This is a genomic window from Enterococcus casseliflavus (genome assembly GCF_029215545.1).
GTDB lineage: Bacteria > Bacillota > Bacilli > Lactobacillales > Enterococcaceae > Enterococcus_D > Enterococcus_D casseliflavus.
Window position 1 is genome coordinate 2,982,185 of sequence record NZ_CP119393.1, and the last position, 20,852, is coordinate 3,003,036.

Sequence of the window (20,852 nt, forward strand, 5' to 3'; positions counted from 1 at the left end):
TCTTCACTCTGGCACACTACTTAACGACCATTCAATCGTTGCACGGTACCGTCCCAACTTGGGATTTGCACCAGCAGGTACTTCTAAGGTGACACTGGTGGCTGCCGTCTCTTGATCACCAAAACGATAGACCCATGTTCCCGTACTCTGACTATCGCCAGTTAGTAGAGGCTGCGCTTCGCCTGGCGCCAATGTTACCCTATCCTTCATCGTTGAAAGCTCTGGCATACTAGCATTGGAATTTTCTGAAGTCGTCATAAGCCGTTGATTGGCTAAGCTGATTTGAGCACCGATCAAAGGCTCATTGTCTTCATTCCGAAAGCCCTGCGAATTAAGAGTCGCAGATAGACGCCAACTCGTCTCTTCTGTATCCTGACGCTGATCCGTGATCTGTACATAATTTGGACGTTCCTTAGTTTCGCTTGTCCCTTCAGCAGCAATCATTTGCTGAGGCAATGCGTGATACGTTCCTTTGGTACTGCGGATCGGCGCTTGACCAAATCGGAACTGAGAAACAAAATCAAGACTAAGTAATCCTTGGTCTTCAGGAATGATCGGTGGATTTTCTGGGTTCACCTCTACATCCGGTTCCAATGGATCAACCGGTGGCAGTGGGCCAGTCTGGGCGATTCGCAGGGTAGTTGCAGCGGGAAACACAGCATCCCGAAAAACGAGTTCTGAAGCTGGATTCTGATTGCCCTGTTCGTCATTCGTTGACGGCGGATTGATCACTCCAGCTTCTTTTGCCGAACCAGCAGAATCTTTCAGAAAGACTTGGAGCTCATCCCCTGCTTTTAACTGCCGATCACTTACATCAATCGTAAACGTTCCCTCTTCATCGATAACCACCGCCTCTGTATCAAACCAGATACCATTATGGGTAGCACTTAGCTCAACCTTTGTGTCTTCCGTGTGGCCATGGATCTCGTTTGTTTCTTCAAGAAGAACGTAGGAAGCAAAAGCTGCGGGCGTTGGCGGCAAAATGGGGAAAACCTGCACAGACTCGGTCCGTATTTGATGCTGGGCACCTTCTGTCAGTTCGCCGCTGGTTAATTCGACGGCGATGACTCGGACGATGGTTCCTGCTTCCAAGGGAGCCTCAAGAGGAATCTCAAAAATTCCTCCTTGCGCCTCTTCTCCGTAGATACTGATCCCTGGTGTTTCTTCTGTATGTCCGACGGTTTTTGCAGTGACTTCTTCCTTCTGACCATCTGCTGTTTCAATTTCAACGGTCACTTTCGCTTCATCGTCCCAAGCTGGTCGAGTCCCGTCAAACCCAACAGGCAAGCTGACTCGCCCATGAATTTTTTTGTCCGCATTCGTCGGCACTCGCAACTCATCAACGATCGCCCAACGCGCATTGTTTGAACTTACGCGAGAGTACGCTGTCAGTCCCTGATTGCCAAAGGTCTCCGTATTCAATATCTCGGGCTTATTCGTCAAACCTAACATGCCAAAATCAGCTCCTGAAAAAGCAAAATCAAGGGTTGGGAAATTTAGATCGGGATCTCCTAAAAGATTTGACCCATTTTTCCAGACAGCTAAGTCACTATTCGTCGCCGTTAATGTTGAAAGATTAGAAACACTAAAGATGTTTCCTCCATCAAGCCGATCGTTACGAAAATCAAAAAAGACTGGATCATTCAAGAAGACAGATAGTTTGCCTGAACGAAACACCCCACCATCCGGGGTACTTGTCCGCCCTTCCACTTGGAAATATCCTTGTTCAACGTAAATCGTTGAATTGAAGTAGGTGTGCATGTCGATCCCCGGACCACTATCTGCTACACACATAAATTTACTATCGACACCTACGATTGAAAAATTATTCTCTGTCCCGTTATCATGGATACCTCTGGCATAAAAAATCCCTTGGTTTCCTCCAGCAACATTCCCATCATGCGCGTTGCCATTTCCTGGATTATAAAGATCAACGATGCCGCCTTCAGTGATCTCAAAAGAATTTCCTCCACTAGGAATTCGGATCAAGGGTGCGCTGCCCCCTTTTTTATGAACAGTTACTATTCCACCATCCGTCACATGAAACGTCACCATACCGAAGTATAAAAAGCGAATCACAGCATGGTCACCGTCAGCCTCATGACTGCTAGCTATTAGTTGTCCATCGCTTTGCACTTCAAAGGTAAAGTTGAGACTGGTGATATTGATCGCACTAGCAGTGATGCTTTCAACCTCTAAAATTGCTGATTGACTCAAAGTAAGAACGCCAGCTTCTGCCGCATTCGACGGTGTCGTTAAAACAAAAGCTGCTGCTCCTTCTGCCGCTGCAATCTCACTAAAAATCCGTACATGTGTGTCTTCGCCACTAATGGTGACGTCGGCATTTTTTCCGTTGACTCGTAAAGCATTTGCATTTTCGGCTGTCAAGCGTACTTTTGAACCGTTCTGGACCGTCAACTCAGGATTCTCTCCAGTCAGATATATGCCACGCCTTTTTTGTGTCGTTTCAATTTGCAATAAGGCAGCTTCCCCCACTATCATTCTTGGATCAGCGCCCTTCATGAGTAGTGCAATATTTTGTTCTTCAGAAGTGTCCGTCGCTACTCCTTGACTTTCTACAATGAGCGTACCTCCATCAATCAGATAAAAATTGCTGTCATCGCCTAATAGTTCGATCGCATTGGCATCTGTTGCCGTCTCATTGTTTACCCGCACTTGCGTTTCATCTCCTGCGATCGTAACAGTGGGAAAGAAGCCATTTAAGAGGATGGCGCTCGCATTCATTGTGTTTATCGTTACATTTGCACCCGATTGGATCGTCAATTCTGGCTGCTCTCCAGTCAGAACAAGCCCGCGTTTTCTTTCTGTAACCTCGATTGAAAAAACTGAATTCTCTGCTGCGATAAAGCGAGGATTTCTCCCAGACAGAATAACGGCATTATTATTACCATTGGTCGGAGCAGCAGTCGTTCCTGGACTGCGAATAGTTAAACGAGCACCATGATTGAGTACCATCTGACCATTATCGCCACGTAAATCGATTGTATTCGCATCACCTAGTCGCGTAATAATGCTCACTTGCGCACCCTCATCGATCAACAACTTAGGATCTTGAATATCTGGTGCTGTATAAAAAATCCACATATTCGGCTTATCAATAATCACTTGTGCTTGATTTCCTACCTCCACTTCTTTCAGATTGAACAAGGTATCGGAAGCCATCGTCATTGCTTCAAAGCGATTGATCCCACCAGTAAAGTGAACCTTCGCTTCTCGTGCTAAAATAAAAGGCGACCGATTCTCCGAGGCTTCTTCCACTCCCTCTAATTCAACGACCCAGTTTCGGCTCAACGCATTGGTGGTCTGAATCAAAGCGGTGTTGCCTGTTTTTTGGTACGTGAGATTTTCGATACGAAAAATCGTTTCTTCGTTAACGGCTAATAATTGAAAATAGGCACTATTGTTAGTGAAGGTCAATGTATGGCCATTTCCTTGAATCATTATCGGACGATCGATGGTCATTATGCTGGAAGTAGATTGGACAAGGTCCGCTTGTAAGGAAAGAATGGATACGGCTGGATCTTGTAAAGCACTACTAAACTCCGCCATGTTCGCTACAAAAGCTGTGCCACCATCAAAGGCGCTGGTACGATCGCACTAGCCGCCTGCACTTCTGACGCTTGCTGCAAACTTTCGTCGTCTGCTGCTTGTTCAGCAGGATCACTGTCCTTCTCTGGCGATTTTTGGGACTCGTTTTCCATGTCTTTTGGTGTTTCCTCATTTTCTGTCTCTGCGGCAGCTATTTCAACGATCGCTTCACTCCCTGTACTGGCTACAACAAAACTTCCAGGACGTTCAGCAACGACGCTTGCTGCAAACTTTCGTCGTCTGCTGCTTGTTCAGCAGGATCACTGTCCTTCTCTGGCGATTTTTGGGACTCGTTTTCCATGTCTTTTGGTGTTTCCTCATTTTCTGTCTCTGCGGCAGCTATTTCAACGATCGCTTCACTCCCTGTACTGGCTACAACAAAACTTCCAGGACGTTCAGCAACGACCAAGACAGAAAATGTCTGCTGCGCTTGACTTGCTTTGATCTGCCAGCCTTGATCGCTTTGTTTTACTGCTGTTTGTCCGGGAGCCAATACATCAGTCATCAGCTTGACTTCTGCTGGTAATTCTAGGAAGATTTCTGCCACTGCTTGGTCGCTGACCAAATCGATCGTAAGCGGTTGGCCTACCTTACCAGCAAATTTAGGCTCTTTGAACTGCACCGTCCCTTCAGGCTCAGAGGTTTCTGCGGCAAACTCCTCAAGAACGCCCTCATCCGTTAGCGTTTGTGCAAGGTAAGGCGGCTCGGTTTCAGCAAAAACAACGATGAGAGGGACACTCATCAAGCGTAATCCCATAAAAACAAGCAGCAAGCGAATCCAATACTTCAAGTTTTGCTTTTTCATTCCATGCTCTCCTTTACTTCTTACGTATCCATGGTCGGCTTTTTGTTCTTCCATAACAGCCAAATGATTATTCCAAGAAGGAAGATCACTAGTCCTAATGCGCTGATCAACCACCAGTTTTGCTCCTCTTCAATGGTGACATCCTCACGATTCAACTGTCGTGCTGTGTCTGCTTCCACAGTGAACGGATAATCCCAGGTCCACTCCTCGCCTTCAGCTCGAGCGGTTAGGCTCATTACATATTCTCCGCTGTAAAAACGATCCCCCTGCAATGAAACGGGAAAATGAAAGTGTGAATTGGGCGCCATTTGCATCCCTTCACGCTGCGCCTCATATAAAACGTCTTCCTGATCCGCTCGTCGAACAGCTGCCTCTACCTCTAGGCGATTGATAAAACGCGGCAACGGATTTTGCAGCGTTGCCCGAAACGCATTGCGATAATTGACCTGACCGGCAAACACATCCAATAACGCAAGCTCTGGTTCAATAATAGACGCTTCATTGCGGACAACGACGCCTAGAATATAAGCAAACCGATTTTGGATCGCGACACCTTCTTCCTCTGATCCAGTCGTTTCTGCGATGACCTCTCGAATACGTAAACCGCCGACTAGACTACCAGCAAAGGCTTCTTCAGGCATATGTATGGGTAACTCGATCGTCTTTTTTTCCTTGGCTGATAAAATGATCTCTCCAGGTGATTCGATTAGATCAGCTATCGAATAAGGCAAAGTCGGATCAGGTTCTGCGGCATCTTTGCCATATTCCACGATGCCATTTCCGTTAGTGAACGCCGTATGTGCGGATATTTCGATCGTGATTTCCTTTTCCGCGCGATTTTGAATCGTCACTCCTAGAACATCATCGGTCCCTGGCGCTAGTTCTAGATCAAAATAACCACTATTCCCATCTGGTAATTGGCTTTTCGGTAAATTAGGAACCACATGAAATGGCAATTCTGATTGTGTTTCTGCCCAACCTGTCATCGGCAATCCAACGAGTACCATCACCAGTAAAACAAACCCAGCTACTAGCCTATTTTTGATTGATCTCTTGCTTTGTGTCTTCATAATGAATCATTCCTTTCAAAATAGGCAGGAACGACTCGTCTCCTGCCTATTCCCTATATCCCTTGCCCACTTCCCGATTCGTTTTTCCTTAGTCGCAACACGCTGATTATTCGCTATCACGCTTACTGGTAAAATGATCCGTTAAATCCATGTGCCCTTATTCGTGCTTTTGAGCCAAGCTAAAAGACTGGCTTCTTTGCTGTGTTCTTCCAAAAAACTTATCCCTTAATTCCCAGGAATGGCACTTAAATGCCAAGTCAGAGTAGCCGTATAAGCAGTTGCTTGCGGATTCGCTCCTGTCGGTATATGGAGCCAAATCGCTTCATTGAGAATATCCTCTTCCCCAGCTGCATGCTGTTGATTTAGCAGGGTTTGATCACCCCATTGAACCGTTGAAAGACCCGCCCCTTGGCCAGGAGCTGCAGACATCAAGGTGTTGCCTTCCGTCCCAACGTCGATGGTTTGATGGTTAAATTGATCGCTAGGTGCCGTTGGGAAAGTAGCCGGATCTAATGCATTCGAACGAATCTGCGGATTTTGAAATTCGATATAAGCCCCACGTAATTTATGATTCAAAGTGGCATCTGTACTTGTAAATTGATCCAAATCGACATTTAACGTCCAACCGCTATGTCCACCACGGGTATCCAATACTTGAGCAAAAGAGACATATGGCGCGGTTCCTGACCCATCAGACAGTCGTTCTAGCTCCGCAAGCATGGCGGATTTTCCAGGGCCTGTGCTGATCACTTGGGTCCCAAAATCGAAGCGCTTTGGCACATGCACCAAAGTGAATGGACCGGTTACCTCTGGATCGATCGGATCAATTTCTACCTCTGGCTCTTTTTCAGGTAATTCAACATCGATCTCTTCCTCTTCTCCAGGGATGAAATCTACTTCATTTTCGGTATTTCCTTGCAGGATGGGTGTTGCTGCTGCGGTCACTCCCCCAGATAACACAGCGATACTCATGATACTGATTGTTGCTAAATAAATACGTTTCATAAAAAATTACTCCTTTTCCTATTATTATTCGTAGAAAGAATCTACGATTATTACTATTGATCGATGCATAAACCTTTTTTCGCTAGAATTGGTTGCCAGATGACTTACTAATCTTTCCTTTTCTTCAAAATCCACAACTGCCTTATCCTAAAACAAGCGCGCGACCGTATTGCCTAAAGGCCATTTTTCTCGTTAGCGGATCGTCCTGCGCATCGTTTCAAGTAAACAACCACACTCAAGATGACGAGCAGCAGACCTATCCAGCAAATAAGTAGTCGTTGGTGACTGTTCGTTTGCGGAAAACGATCATTTTTTGCGCTATCAGACGAATCTTCTTCAGGTGCTCGCCATTCCCCTGTCGGCGGTTTGGGCTCTGGCTTTTCAGGTTCCTGGCCACCAACAAAACGGATGACCCCTTCTGTTCTAGCGGTGGACACTTCTTTGGCTTCTACGAAATCAGCGACTAGCAGACAACTTAACAGCAACATTGGTACAATAAAATACCTCAATTTACGAAGCGCCATGTATTCTCCCTCATTTTCCTCTCGCTCCTTTTTCTCTTCCAAAAAACATACTTCAGACACAGACGAAGTCCTCCAATCCTTCATTTAGGATGGAGACAACCATTTTAATCGCTTCTTTATACCCAATGTATTTAGGCAAAAAAAAGACCTGCGGTTGCTTTTCTATGGAGTAATCAAATGGGATGATATTGGTGATCAAAATATCACAGTCAAGTTGGTTGATCTGTTCCGATGTTAATTGCTCTTCATAGAGCACAGCCATTCGACCACTAAAATGATGTTCAAAAATACTATAGACCCATTCATCGATCACATAATTATTGGCAAGCAACACCACGATTTTTTGCGAAACCCGAATCAATTGATTGCCAAAAAGATAAAGAACGAAGGAACAACAAAAGTCCGTCAAAAATTGATTTTTGAAACATTGCGGAATCTCATTCACTTCCATAAACCTAATCAAAGGTTCATACAGATCAAAAGGCAAAGAAAACACAAATTGATTCGTACTATCCGGATTTTTTAGGTAGATAGGTGCTAAACCAACTTTTGCATATTGTCGTACTAAAAAATCTTCAACGACCTGTTGAATTGCACAAGGTTCGTCAAGGTAAGAATTGTGCTGTTCAAAAAAAGCAACAAAAAGTTCAACGAATCGCTTACTCGTTTTTGAAAAGGTATTGAGGGGAATCCTCGTTTTCCCCCGAAGCGCCCACTGCGCATAGAGCATTAGGTAAATAAAACACGCTTCCTGAAGGAGCCGTTTTTTTGCGATGGGTTGAAGACTACTACTTTCTTGAAGTGTTTCCTTGATCGTCAGAAAAAGCGGATCTTGCTGGATCACTGCTAGGACCTCAGGATCAACGATCAAGGTTCCAAAAGTGGCACGCTGAAAAGACAATCGAATAATATTGAGGAGCTTCTTTCTTGAAACGATCCCCACGTTTTGTTCAATTCTTTTTAAAAGCGTTTCTTGGAGCTGATGATCAATGACTGGCAACTCAAAATAGTGCGTTTCGCAATAAAAATCCCAGAAGAACTTTCGCTGATTGATTTCTTCTCCCACCAGCCCAATCGGTGCTTTGGTTACCACCAAACCGTATTCATCAAGAATCAGCTGCAATTTTTTTAAGAGTCGGTTTGCCGTTGATTCTGAAATATGCATGGCTCGTATCCAAGCTAGAAAAGGAAACGTTTGTCCCGCATAAAAAGCTTGTACTAATAAAATCAGTGGTTCTCGCTCATAGAAAGAGCGTCGTTTTTTATAGTACTCACCATGATCCTTGATCACTAACTTCATCCCGTGATGGGTCCCTTCAAGAGAGATCGTATCACCAAAAAATGTGCGTAGTGCTTTTAAGTCCGTTAAGATCGTCCGCCGAGAAATACTCGCTTTTTCTGAGAGCTGCTTGACACTCAAAATCTGTTCGTTTTCCATGTACGCCAATAGTATCAGGCTTCTTCGATTCACTGAGTTCGTTACCAATTGGAATGTAAGACTGTTCACGGGCTTAATCTCCTTTAGCAAATTTCCTATAAATTATTTATCAAATCGTAGGTCCCTCCTTAAGCGCTGCCTTCGAAACGTTGCAATGTTTCTTGTTTGATTCTAACAAAATTACCACCTATTTTTTATCCAGCATTTGCACACGAGGGTGCAAAAATATTGAGTTTCTATCAATATTCATCTATTTCGCAAGCTCTCAAAGGTAAATATTAAATGTTATTTTAAATAGTTCCGCTACGTTTTTGTTTATTGTTTCTCCTTTATCAATTTCTAGTTATACTCACAAATAAGCCACAGCTTTTTTAGTAACAGCGCCAATTTCAACTGCCTAAGGCACAAAAAAACAGCTAGACACTTGTCTAGCTGACTTTATAGAATTATAAGTTAGAGCTAACTCCTATTTCCTTTTCAGTACGCTTGTAAACACACCGCCTACCATGATTGCGCCTAGAATCACCAGCCATGCAGCTCGTTGCTCATTCGTTTGAGGAAGAGCCTTTGCTTTTTCTTGACTGGAAGATTTCGTGGTTTCGCTACTAGCACTTGTTTCAGTAGACTGGCTCTCATGGGGATTTACTAGCGTGGCACCGTCACTGTTTGTGGTCGTCGTACTTGGTTCCGTCGTACTTGGCTCCGTGGTACTTGGTTCCGTCGTGCTTGATTCCGACGTACTTGACTCCGTCGTGCTTGGTTCCGTCGTACTTGACTCCGTGGTACTTGGTTCCATCGTGCTTGGTTCTGTGGTACTTGGCTCCGTCGTACTTGGTTCTGTGGTGCTTGGTTCCGTCGTGCTTGATTCTGTGGTACTTGATTCCGACGTACTTGGCTCCGTTGTACTTGGTTCCGTTGTACTTGGTTCCGTTGTACTTGGCTCCGTGGTACTTGGTTCCGTCGTGCTTGGTTCTGTGGTACTTGGCTCCGTCGTACTTGGTTCTGTGGTACTTGGCTCCGTCGTGCTTGGTTCTGTGGTACTTGGCTCCGTCGTGCTTGGTTCTGTGGTACTTGGCTCCGTCGTACTTGGTTCTGTGGTGCTTGGTTCCGTCGTGCTTGATTCTGTGGTACTTGATTCCGACGTACTTGGCTCCGTCGTGCTTGATTCTGTGGTACTTGATTCCGATGTACTTGGTTCCGTCGTGCTTGGTTCGGTGGTACTTGGCTCCGTGATGCTTGGTTCCGTCGTACTTGGTTCCGTCGTGCTTGGTTCGGTTTCTTTTTTTGTATTGGTGATTACAAGGGTATCTCCCTCAGTCGTCACACTGCTTTCGAAGCCGTCGGGGACATTGACTTCCTCAACCCAATACACGAAGTCTTCCCCTTGATTGTTGTATTTTGGTAAATCTGCCATTTGACCAGCAACGGGTACCTTTGTAAATGATGCTCGAAAATCATTGGCTTTTTCAAGGGTCAAACGGTCTGACTGCTGCCAACTGTCTGCTGCCGTAGTGGTGGTTCTTTTGACTTGATAATCGATTTGGTCGGGAATCTCATCTGCTGAAACATTGACCCACTTTTTAAGAACCGCAAGGGAAACACTGGGTGCTTTGATGGAAGGAATTGGGAAATCTAATGCTTCATCACCGCTTGCTGGGGTTAAGGTCGTACGGCCATTGCACAACACCCACTTCTCTCCTTTAAAATCTGGGGCTTCCGTATTCAGACGAACTTGGTAGGTCAGCGTCAGTTTTTCATTTTCACCTAAAGCTACCCCACTGACCGTAATGGTCTGATTCTTTTCAGAAACGGTTACTCCAGTTGCAACTTCCTGCGCCTCGACCCACTCTCCTTGCGCATTTTTGCGCCACCCGACTAACTGATACTGATCGGCATCAAACTTGCCAGATCCTTGCAAAAGAATGCCCTCGCCCATCGGATCCGTGATCGTTCCATCAGGGATCGTTTTATCGATATGATTGGCGATCTCCGTCAATGCTGAACCCAATCCACTCAGGTTTTCATCCGTCGTTAAGTAATTGCTTGGTGCAGACGCCAGATTACGCCCAATGTACTCCCCTCGTGCGGAAGGCGCCGTTGCTACCGAATAATAGGTAAACCCAGATTTTTTAAGCGCAACGATCGTGCCAAGAGTCTCGTCTGTCACCACCGTACTGCTAACAGGAATGGCTTGCGAATCTGACGGATTTTTACTTGTCGTATGGTAAGCAGTAGCCGATGTTTGAAATGACTCGACATAGCTTTCCGTGTGATAGCCATTGTAATCACGGATTGCGCCAGTATTTTGATAAACTGTTGCATCATCTGCTGGCAAATAACTACGATTGGCACTGTCATCACCAATATGGATAAACAGCTTTTCCGCTTCTGGTCGACTTTCTTCCAGTAATAGCTGTTGCCCTGCCAGCAAGCCCTTTTGCATGAAGGTGCCAGAATGGGTTTCGGCCGTCTCCCGCAGAAATTGTTCTAAGTAGGCGATATCGGTAGAAAAACCATTGGTGGTGTAGATTTCCCGATTGTAGGCAACGATCCCGATCCGAATGGAACCATTCGCCAGCGAATCAGCCAATTCATTTCCAAACTGCTGCAGCCCCAACAAGGCGTTGGTCAATTTTTCTCCCGTCATAGAGGAAGAATAATCGATCACCATGACCAGATCAACAGGGGTACTGGTCTGGTTGCCTTTGACAGCTAACGTTACATCAAATAGTCCTTGACCCGCTGCTTCTTTGACACTCTTTTTCAGATACGCTTCATCTGCATAATTGACATAGTTCTCTTCATCAAAAGCAACCCCCGGCGCCTGTCCATACTTGTAATTGTACGTATCTCCTTGCGCCGTTCCATTTGTCAAATACTGCCCGGTCGCATCGGTTTGATAGTCAAAATCATACGTGGTGGTTTCACTGTTTACAGTCAGACTGCCTATAAGAAACCCCATCAACAACAGGAAAAAAATCCCTGCATGCTTTTGCCAACCTCTTTTGTGTTTCATCGCTTTCGCTCCTTTATTTCCGCACTGCTTTCCTCACAAAAATCCTTGAGGAGGAAAGCGAGTCTTTATCAGAAAACAGTATAGAAGGTTTTGCTGCGAAAAGGAGACAAAAAAATGCCGATTTCATTTGCAAAAAAATCACGTTTTTTGTGCTATCATAAAAGAATCGAGTACATAGAGAAACCTTTAGAATGGAGCTTGGATTATGGAACGCTTTTATCCATTTTTTGGACACACCCTCAAGAGAGATATCGACTTGCTGCGGTTTTTGTATCTTCAAAAACGTTTTGTTCCCATTGAAGAGATCAGTCAAGCGTTGGCTTTGGATCGCCGCTCCATCCAAAAAAGCTTCGATACTTTAAGCAAACGCTCGCTTTCCTTGCAAGACGATCCCTCACCGCTTTTGGTTGCCAAACACGGCTTGGGGTTATCATTTATTGGAACCAAGCGAGACTACAAGCGATTGAGTCGGCAGTTGCTGGAAGCGAATCCCTTTTTTTATTTGCTGGAAACTCTTTTGCTGCAAAATGAGATCAATTTGATCCAATTCGCCGCTGATCATTACTTCTCCGAATCAACCGTTCGCAAACGAATCTATGCGTTGCAAAAACTGCTTGCTCCATTGGGATTTCAGCTGCAAAAGCAAAAAGGGACCGTTCGGCTCGTAGGCAGTGAAGCCCGTATCCGCTACTTTATGATGGTCTTCTTTTGGCGAACATTTGCTGGTCTGCATTGGCCCTTTACTGGTCTTTCCCAGAAAAAATGCGAAACCATCGCTCAAGACTTTTACCAAAACAACCAGATTCCCTTTAACCCGATCGAATTGAAAATGACCACGTACATTTTGGCCGTCACTATTTTGCGGTTTCGCAAAGGACAACGGATTTCGCCAGAAGCAGTGGCGATCAAACCGCCCTTGATTGGGTCAGATCTTTCCCTGTTTCACCCTCTGATTGATGAAGAGACCGCTATTTACAGCCATTTATCGTCAGAACTAGCGGAACACTTCCTTCTTGATGCAAATGAATGCCGCTTTTGTTTTCTATGGCTGGCATCCAATCTCGATCGAACGTTTGCCGATGCGCAACTGGACGCTGCGTTTTCCCCAAAAAAACCAACGACCAGCATCCAAAAACTGCTCTTGTCGATGACCGCTTTCGCACCAAAATCCAAGTTGACCCGTCCTTGCAAAAGTAGGATCGTGAATACCCTCTTGAATGGGCTTTTAACGATCGAATTGTTTGGGCCAGTCGACCATACATTAGCTGGCTATAATACTGCACAGTTTTTAACCGAACATTTTCCTGATTTACAAAAGCAAGCCGAAAAGCTAGTGACGAAAACTTCGTTCTACCAAGCAGATCCGCTGAAACGCAGTGGCTTTTCTCTTTATGTCGCTACGGCGTGGACGTTGATTTTGCCGCCAGCTGATTTTCAGCAAAAAATCAAGATCAAACTGGAAACAGACTTGCCGCTGGCGATTTCACTGACCATCAGAGAACTGATCAAAGCGCCATTTCAAGGGTTCTACAACCTTGATATTCGTGATCAGTTTGTCGACGACGACTACGATCTCTGTCTAAGCACCACTCCATTGTCTGAAACCTTTGAAAAAGGACCCGTCCTGTTGATCAATGCGCAAATCACCGTCCCTGATTTGCTAGCGATTCATCAGGCGATTGAAACGTTAGATAAATAAAGGATAAAAAAACCGCACTTGGCTGAATGACAAGAGCGGTCAATCTATTCTTAAAAATACTCCCTAACTTCCCATTCCCTATTGCTTCACTTGGATCACTTCACAGAGGGCACTTTTTAGTTTGAGGATGTAATCGATAAATCACTCGCTCCCAGTCTTTCTTCGTTGGTATGCTACTTAACAAGATATAATCATCCGTCAAACCATAATCCAGGACATAGGGGCGATAATTTGTGACGATCAAAACCTTCTGGTCCGCTTTTAATCGTTCTCCTGTTAATTCGTGCAATGAAAGAAAAATGACTTGATACTTGTTTGCAAAGAGCCGAATTGCTTGTAGTCGAATCATTTGAACGACCATTGAGTCCCCTTCTATAAGAAATAAAATATTTTTTTTTGGTTGATAATAGTCGAGCAGTAAGTCACTTACCGTTGTAAAACTGATAGCAATATCTTCCATAAATTCTGTTGCAAAAGCTAACTCTTCTTTGTACTTTTCCAAAAATGCTTTATTTTTGTAGTAGGACTCTTGATGGTATGTTTTTATTGAGGTGACTTCTTCAGCTTGTCGCTTGTTCAAAGATGGACAAATCACTTCATTGAGTTTTCTAGACACCAGAAAGGAGGTTAAATAATCTTCTAGCAGTGACTGATCCCAGCCCTTAAATTCCACACCAGCAAAATATGCTTTTGCGATTGGCTTTACTTCTGGCCAGAAATTAAATCGAGCTAGAAAAGTTTTTTCTCGATCGTATTGATTGATTGTTCGCGTACATATAATCATGTAGTGAAGCCAAGCAAGTTCTTCTTTGGGTAAAGATACCCCATACTCTTTGAAAATAACTTCTTTTAGAATCTCAAGCAATTTAAAATCATTTTCTTGATAGACAAGCTCTTTTGCCCATTCAGGAATCGAAACATAGTGCTCTTTTTGCGCCCGTACAATCGTTATATACAGCAACGAATAAAAAGCTGAGATCGTCAAACCAGTCCCTACTTCATATTTTCCCAATTTATCAGAAAGTCCCTTGAGAATCATATGATGCAGACCTTCTGGTGGTCTGATCGTATAAGGGGTAGGCTCACCTACATAGTAAAAATCAAAAAAGAATTTACGAATACTTGCTTCATCGCCTACCAAAGTAACCGGTGTGAAACTTAGAGAAAGTCCATACTCTTTTAAGGCTGGTTGCACACGTGCAATAAACCGCCGTAAAGTTGTTTCCGCATAATTGTATCGATAGGCCAATTCATTCAGATCAACTACTTCTCCATAAAAAATATTCCCAATGATCTCAAATAAAATTTCCTGATTTAATAGCTGCTCTTTTTTTTCTTTAAAAAGAACACGATTTCGTTCTTCGAAATGAAATCCGCTATTGCTTGATACCAATTCAATGCATTCGCCAAAATGCTCTTTGATCAAGCGTATGTCTTTCACCAATGTCCGCTGAGAAATAGCCAATCGCTCAGAAAGAACCCCAACTTTAAAAACTTGTTCTCGTTCAATAATCGTTAATATTTGCATCCAACGCTTTGTACTCGGGCTTGTAATAAAAGACATCTGAAGTTCCCTCATGCCATCTCTTCACTCATTTCCTTTTCTGACTTGGCTCTATTCATTCTACCATACAACAGAAACCCCTTTCTTCGCTACGTCAAATGAACTTCTTTCTGAAAACATAAGATGTGGCACGAAACATCCATTGTTAGAAAAGTTCGCTTTCGCTTTTTTGAACTTGCTGCGGGCTTTCTTTCAATCCGTAGCAAGGCAAGCACCATTCTTTTCCTGGATCAAATGATAGCACTGCGACACGCGACAAATAAGAAAAGTGCTGACACCCATGTATACACACAACCTTTTGCCTGTGCGCAACAGATTTTCTATTGCAGATTCAAATAAAAAAGCTTAACACCTCGTAGATGTTAAGCAGAATCAGCTATCATTCTATGTTTGTTCAATACTCGGTGCCCGATTTTCATTTGGCATTCTTCTCTGGATCGGATTTAAAACCTCATAACCGCTTTGACCAACGGATCATCTTCTAACGTTTGGCGTTCTAGCACCTCTTGCAGTTTTTCCAATGGGTATTCATCCGTGATATATTTTGTGGGATCGATCATGCCACTAGCAATCAAGTCGATCGTTTGTTCAAATTCTTGGCGGGTGCATGAAACGCTGCCGATGAGCTTGATTTCTTGCAAGACCAACCGATTTAATGAAAAAGGAATTTCGGGAGCAACGGAATTTCCGATCGCCACGATCGTTGCACCAGGACGAGCAGCCTCAATGCACGTCGCTAAGGAACTGCTGGAACCGACTGCTTCAAAAATCAAATCGAACCCACCAGCAGACGCGTCTTTCAATACTTCCCCACGGTTTGGATCCTTGGCGTCAAAGTAATCGTCAAAGATTCCCAATTCCTTGGCTTTCTCTATTTTTGTATCGTTGATTTTGGACATCGCCACATAAGAAGCCCCAGCTTTTTTTGCCAATTCGCCAATCAATTGCCCGATGATCCCACTTCCAGAAACCAAGACTTTGTCATTTAACTTGATGTTGGATTTGCGGACGGCATGATAGGCAACCATCAAAGGATCAATCAAGCTAGCCGCTGTATCTGAAACTGTATCTGGCAATTTATAAGCATTGGACGCTTTTCCGACAAACCGTTCGGCATAGGCGCCATTGCAGACAAAGCCGATATAATTGGTGCCATTTACTTCCCGACACAAATGCTCTTGCCCTTTTTGGCACATATCACATTTCCCACAATAAAGATTTGCCCAAAAAGCAACGCGATCGCCGATTTTAAAGGAACTATCGCCTGCATCCGTCACGACACCGCAAAACTCGTGACCCATGATAAAATCGGACTCTCCTGTTTTGCCCCAACCTTTCCCTGCTTGCCACATATGCACGTCACTGCCGCAGACGCCGCACGCTGAAACTTGGATCTCGATCAGTCCTTCTTCCACTTTCGGCACAGGTACTTGTTTGACCTCGATCGTTTCTGGTCCTTTTAATACAGCAGCTTTCATGTTTTTTTCTGTCATCTCTGTTTCCTCCTCATTGCTTTTTCCTTTGCTTACTGTCATACTAACATTAAAGTTAACTTTAAAGTCAACGTTAAGGAGTGAAAAAAATGACCTATACGATATCCCAAGTTGCGAAAGCCTTAAATATCCCCACGTCAACCATCCGCTATTACGACAAAGAAGGCCTTTTGCCGACGTTAGCGCGCAAAGAATCTGGCTACCGTTTATTTTCAGATACCGAAATTGAGATGCTGGAATTGATCGAATGTCTGAAGGAAACAGGCATGACCATTAAAGAGATCAAAGATTATGCACAATTGACACGCCTTGGTGATGACTCGCTGCAAGAACGCCATAAAATGTTTCTTGAACAAAAAAAAGCGCTGCAAGCGCAGATAGACGCTTTGCAGCAATCGATGGCGTTGATCGACCATAAGTGCTGGTATTATGAATCAGCGATCGCAGCCGGTACAGAACAAATCCATTTCCCAATCAAAATGTCGTTGAGAAACAAAGAAAAGTTTCAAGCGATCACCGCCCAAAGCGAAGATCGCTAACGTTATGTAACGTTCACAGTACTATCTGCTTGCTTCTAGTGATCCGAAGCAAACCTATTCTTGGTACTTTTCAAATACTTGCTTGTCTGCTAGTGAATAGACTTGTTCATACAAATAATCAAAGAGAGTATTCATGTTCTCTTTCGTATCGCTCACTTCATCAAGGATCTCTTTTGCCGTACGATGGGCGATATTCAAGCGCATTTCGGCGTTGTAGATCATCCGTTCTGCTTCAACCTGTGCTTCTTCAAGTGTCCGGTCTGCTTTCTTTCTAGCAAACAGCAAGATCTCTCGCATCTCCGCTTGAAACTGCTGATTTTCTTTTTGTAACTCTTGGTTTTCTTTTTGCAGCTCATTGACCGCTTTGCGAAGCGCAGCGGCTTCTTCTTCCTGAGGGCTTCGAGCCTGCTCCTCCAGCTGTGCTTCTTTTTCAGCGAGTTGGTTCGCCAGATTTGTGATGACTTCTTCTTTTTGGAGCAGCAGCTGTTTTTGTTCTTGGGCTTTGCTTTCATACCATTGTTTTTCTCTTGCCCAATCCAAGCGTTCAAAAATCGCTTTTTCTTTCACTTGCTGGATATCCGACTGAGAGCGATGCAAGGTTTCTGCATGGAGCCGCTTTTCAAGTTCTGTGATTCTCGTTCGTGCCAATGCTAACTCTTGATGGGTTTGTTCAAAGCTCATATCTGCTGGTAGGTCAGGCTCCAGCTCCAACTGCTCCTTGTTGGCTTCTGTGCTAAACTCTTCAAAGGAGCGTTTTTCTTGATAGCCATGTAAGGGCGCATTGACGGTGTCATTGCGCTTTTTGGTGCTTTTACGCTTTTTCTTCCCTTTACTGCTTGTCGGATGTGGCATGCCCGTTTCTGACGACCAAGATTGCACAGAGTGCTTAGGCGATTCTTCTGGCGCCGATCGTTCCTCTAGCCCTGCTTGTGCTGAGGCAGACGGTGCCAGCGCCTGCCCGCTTCGTTGCCCCTGCTTTTTGCCTTTTTGGGGTTTACTACTGGTATCCGTTATCCCTTGATCGTTACTCGTAGCCTTCTTTTTTGAGGTATCGGCGATCATTTCTTTGGCTGGTCCACTGGCAACAGCTGCCTCAGCGGATCCGTTGTCTTTCTCATACGTTTCTTCAAATCCTTTTAATTCTTTCAATGATACTTGGTTCATTTCATCGAATAGCGTCTGAGCAGAAAACCACCCACGCCCCTTCTTCTTACTCATCCCATGAATCCCTCCCTTTCATCAATAACTCTTTTGATTGTTTCTTTCTAAGCGCCCGTGTCTGAAGCTTGAGCAAGCTCTTTTCGGTTGAGTACTTGCCACTGTCCCTGGGCATCGCGGACGATCGTTTGTTCAAATGACGTATTGGGCGTATCTGCTACTTGTAAAACGAAATGGCACCGTTGCACGCCTTGTGCCTGTGATAGATCATCGATGATTCGTTCCAAGTTGGCCTCCCAAGTGGAAAAATCGGCAACCGAGTGCAAATGACTGGCACTCGTTAAGGTGATTTCTTGCAGCGGTTGATCAATATGGATCAGCACGACTGTCGGTCCTAAAAAGGGCGTCACTTGCGCCCCAAATTCTTCTTCTAGCTGAAAACGTGCTTCTCGATCATCCGCCATCAGCAGCGTCTGCCAAGCAAGGCTTTCAAAAGGGAGCCCCGCAGACGGGTACACCGATAACGATTGTTGCATCCCTTCCATCTGTTCTTTTTGTAAATGTAAGATTTCCTGTTTCAGCTGCTGGCTTTCCTTTTCAATCCTACGAACTTGCGTCTGTAAGGAAAAATGGGGAAAGGTAAAAAGCAGCAGACTTAAAAGAAACAGACCACTGACCATTAGCAACGCTAACGGATGTTCATTACGAATCTTATGCTTAAAAAAAGCCAGTTTTCTTTTTTCCAACTCCGTCATGTTTGTTTGCCGCTCAAGCCTTCGAACAAAGATTTCGAGGTATCCCCGTTGAGCAAGTACCCCGATCGCCACAAAACAAAGCAACAGTATACTGCCATAAACCATCTTCACGGACATCCCCCTTTCCAGCTTTCGGTCTCTAAATAAGTCTCGATTTTCAATCCGACACGCTGACTGACCTCGTTGAACCCTTAAAATAAATTCAAGACGATTCCACGAAGCGCCTCGCTCGTCACCATCCCAAATTCACGACTATCGATCGAGTGCATGATCGCATCCCCGACGACGAAATACTCACCTGGTTGCAAGATGCCTCCGATTGGCAGTTCCCTCGCCGTTTCTTGCGTCAGCGTAAAAGTATAGGAAAAATCATAATAGGAACCCGAGGCACCCAATAGCAAGCGATTGCCACTGCGAGCATAAGAATCGCCAGGAACCCCGATCACTCGCTTTACGATCAGCCGCCCTTCATGCTCAAAAGCCACGAGATCATAGCGATGGGGCAGCTGATTCTTTTGAATAAGGACTAACTCGTTGTTTTGAATGATGGGGACCATCGACTCACCGCTGACCCGAGCAATTTTGTAGTTTGAAAAGAAAAAGAACAGCAGCAGTAGCAGACAACCTATTCCCAACACACGAAGTGCCCATTGCTTTTGGAATCGACCCATGATACCTGTTGCTCCTCTACCATAATTTTACGTCGTACGTAGCCTTTGACTGATTCTACCGTTGACTCTACCGCTTTTAGCGAACAGCAGATGCTGCTGGAAGCTCTTCACTAGGAATCGAGCCTTCACATGAACCAAGAAAATCAGCTAAAATTGCCTTGCCGAGGCGTTCGATGGAGTTTGGCTCAATCGGTCGTTCCAACCGATAGATGGGCTGTTCCAATTCTAGCAAAAAGAGCGGTTGATCAGTGACCAACACCTGGCGGGCGGTGAAAATCGACAGCTCACTCGTAGCCTCGACGACGACATCTACTCCTTGTGCAACCAGCCAATCCCTCAGACGTTGCTTGATCCAGCCTTTGATTTTCTCATTTCCACTCAAGTGATAGGTGATCATCAGCTGTTTGTTTTTTAACTGCTGCTTGTTTAAATACGTCTCCCCCAATGTCACCAAATAGTGAGAAGCAGCGCTAGAAAGTGCCGTAGACTTTCCAATACCAGACACTGCTGGCTTTTGACGATCCCGCTGTAAAGGAGGTGGCACATGGAAGAGCCGATCCAGTAACATGACTGCTAACGTCACTTGCACGAATACGCGATCTTCTCTCAATGTCTCTGCTTGCTTAGGAAACGTCTCTCGCAAGCTATCGATTGGATCAAAGGGCACCGTTTCTTCGACCCACGGATGTTTCAATAAAAACGAAAGTACCCCTTCATCTGCCATCATCAAAAACAATAGGACACACCGTTCTTGCTGCGACAAGGACCTGCAGACCTCCAAGCCTTCGATGACAAAGCCCGTTTTTTCTAGAAACAACCGACAAAAGTCAGCCATTTCCCAATTTTCCTCCAAGCGCCCACCTTGTTGCGCCCGCAAAAGAAAGACCTTCATCCACTGTAGCGAAACCACTGGATCGATTGGCAAGGACGGACGATACCGCAGTGTCAACGTCTCAGCCAGCTGCTCAAAGAGTTGGTGGGGCTGTTCCTCTTCCGCAAAATAAAAGGCTTTATAAAAATACCGTATATTTCCTTCTGCCCCTTCTAGGCACCACTGCTTTTTATTCAAAGTCAGCTCATAAGCAGCGAACAAGGTCTGAAGCTGGCGGCATTGTTTCAAAAAAGTTTGATTGCCTAACCCGGTGATGGCAGCCAGTTTTTCAGGTATCCCCGGTTCTTGCTGACACAAGAAATGCAGAAACAACAGATTTGGGTCATCCGCCAACAATGCTCGCTTTTTTTCCTGATACTCTGCCAATTCTTGGATCACCAATTCATAGCCATTGCTGGCAGATGTGAGGATCGTCGAAGCCCCAAAGAGTTGGCGCAGTTCCTCAATGTCTGAAATAATCGTCCGCCGAGAAGCGCCGCAAGCATGTGCCAGCTGTTGCCCGCTTAAAGGACCGCAACATTCCAACTGCCGCAAAATCGTCAATTGCCGTTTGCACGTCATTGAAAATAAACTGTTCATCAATAAAGACGGCTTGTTTCTCATCGTTTCACCTC

The 20,852-nt window shown here is 44.8% G+C and carries 16 protein-coding genes; 2 read left to right on the forward strand and 14 right to left on the reverse strand.

Annotated features, from left to right (window positions below):
• Positions 1–3: 3 nt before the first annotated feature.
• From P0G38_RS14140 to P0G38_RS14175, 8 genes are all read right to left on the reverse strand, one after another.
• A complete protein-coding gene (locus tag P0G38_RS14140; RefSeq protein WP_275852280.1) occupies positions 4–3,570 on the reverse strand; it encodes a WxL domain-containing protein in 3,567 nt (1,188 codons plus the stop codon).
• Between the two features lie 5 nt (positions 3,571–3,575).
• Complete coding sequence (locus P0G38_RS14145; protein ID WP_275852283.1) at positions 3,576–3,722, reverse strand: hypothetical protein; 147 nt, start codon at positions 3,720–3,722, stop codon at positions 3,576–3,578.
• Between the two features lie 71 nt (positions 3,723–3,793).
• Positions 3,794–4,414 carry a hypothetical protein gene (locus tag P0G38_RS14150; protein ID WP_275852286.1) on the reverse strand — a complete coding sequence of 207 codons (621 nt, stop codon included), beginning with the start codon at positions 4,412–4,414 and terminating at the stop codon, positions 3,794–3,796.
• A gap of 20 nt (positions 4,415–4,434) precedes the next feature.
• The gene (locus tag P0G38_RS14155) at positions 4,435–5,484 is read right to left on the reverse strand and encodes a WxLIP family cell surface protein (RefSeq protein WP_275852289.1); all 1,050 of its coding nucleotides are present in this window, start codon (positions 5,482–5,484) and stop codon (positions 4,435–4,437) included.
• A 225-nt stretch (positions 5,485–5,709) separates the two neighbouring features.
• Complete coding sequence (locus tag P0G38_RS14160; protein ID WP_275852292.1) at positions 5,710–6,489, reverse strand: WxL domain-containing protein; 780 nt, start codon at positions 6,487–6,489, stop codon at positions 5,710–5,712.
• A 173-nt stretch (positions 6,490–6,662) separates the two neighbouring features.
• A complete protein-coding gene (locus P0G38_RS14165) occupies positions 6,663–7,073 on the reverse strand; it encodes a cell wall protein (protein ID WP_275852295.1) in 411 nt (136 codons plus the stop codon).
• The gene (locus P0G38_RS14170; protein WP_275852298.1) at positions 7,066–8,520 is read right to left on the reverse strand and encodes a helix-turn-helix domain-containing protein; all 1,455 of its coding nucleotides are present in this window, start codon (positions 8,518–8,520) and stop codon (positions 7,066–7,068) included. Before P0G38_RS14170 ends, P0G38_RS14165 begins: the two co-directional genes overlap by 8 nt.
• Before the next feature lie 397 nt (positions 8,521–8,917).
• Entirely contained in the window at positions 8,918–11,467 is a 2,550-nt protein-coding gene (locus tag P0G38_RS14175; protein WP_275852301.1) for a VWA domain-containing protein, read from the reverse strand.
• 205 nt (positions 11,468–11,672) lie between these two features.
• Between P0G38_RS14175 and P0G38_RS14180 the strand changes: the two genes are divergently transcribed.
• Entirely contained in the window at positions 11,673–13,166 is a 1,494-nt protein-coding gene (locus P0G38_RS14180) for an AcpB/EbpR/MafR family transcriptional regulator (protein ID WP_275852304.1), read from the forward strand.
• Between the two features lie 100 nt (positions 13,167–13,266).
• On the opposite strand, the gene P0G38_RS14185 is transcribed toward P0G38_RS14180, so the two are convergent.
• A complete protein-coding gene (locus tag P0G38_RS14185; protein WP_275852307.1) occupies positions 13,267–14,745 on the reverse strand; it encodes an AcpB/EbpR/MafR family transcriptional regulator in 1,479 nt (492 codons plus the stop codon).
• A gap of 428 nt (positions 14,746–15,173) precedes the next feature.
• Entirely contained in the window at positions 15,174–16,223 is a 1,050-nt protein-coding gene (locus tag P0G38_RS14190; protein ID WP_275852311.1) for a zinc-dependent alcohol dehydrogenase, read from the reverse strand.
• Positions 16,224–16,312: 89 nt separating this feature from the next.
• Here P0G38_RS14190 and P0G38_RS14195 point away from each other — a divergent pair, with 89 nt between their 5' ends.
• Positions 16,313–16,762, forward strand: coding sequence for a MerR family transcriptional regulator (locus P0G38_RS14195; protein WP_008378019.1), 450 nt, complete (start codon positions 16,313–16,315; stop codon positions 16,760–16,762).
• A gap of 54 nt (positions 16,763–16,816) precedes the next feature.
• Here the strand turns inward: P0G38_RS14195 and P0G38_RS14200 are convergent, their stop codons facing one another.
• The 4 genes from P0G38_RS14200 to P0G38_RS14215 all read right to left on the reverse strand — a co-directional run bounded on the left by P0G38_RS14200 (position 16,817) and on the right by P0G38_RS14215 (position 20,841).
• Complete coding sequence (locus P0G38_RS14200; RefSeq protein ID WP_275852316.1) at positions 16,817–17,980, reverse strand: hypothetical protein; 1,164 nt, start codon at positions 17,978–17,980, stop codon at positions 16,817–16,819.
• 47 nt (positions 17,981–18,027) lie between these two features.
• Entirely contained in the window at positions 18,028–18,792 is a 765-nt protein-coding gene (locus P0G38_RS14205; protein WP_275852319.1) for a hypothetical protein, read from the reverse strand.
• Positions 18,793–18,866: 74 nt separating this feature from the next.
• On the reverse strand, positions 18,867–19,346 hold the full coding sequence (gene lepB, locus P0G38_RS14210; protein ID WP_015509011.1) for a signal peptidase I: 480 nt from the start codon (positions 19,344–19,346) through the stop codon (positions 18,867–18,869).
• A 76-nt stretch (positions 19,347–19,422) separates the two neighbouring features.
• Positions 19,423–20,841, reverse strand: a complete 1,419-nt coding sequence (locus tag P0G38_RS14215) for an HTH domain-containing protein (RefSeq protein WP_275852325.1) — start codon at positions 20,839–20,841, stop codon at positions 19,423–19,425.
• Between the last annotated feature and the right edge of the window lie 11 nt (positions 20,842–20,852).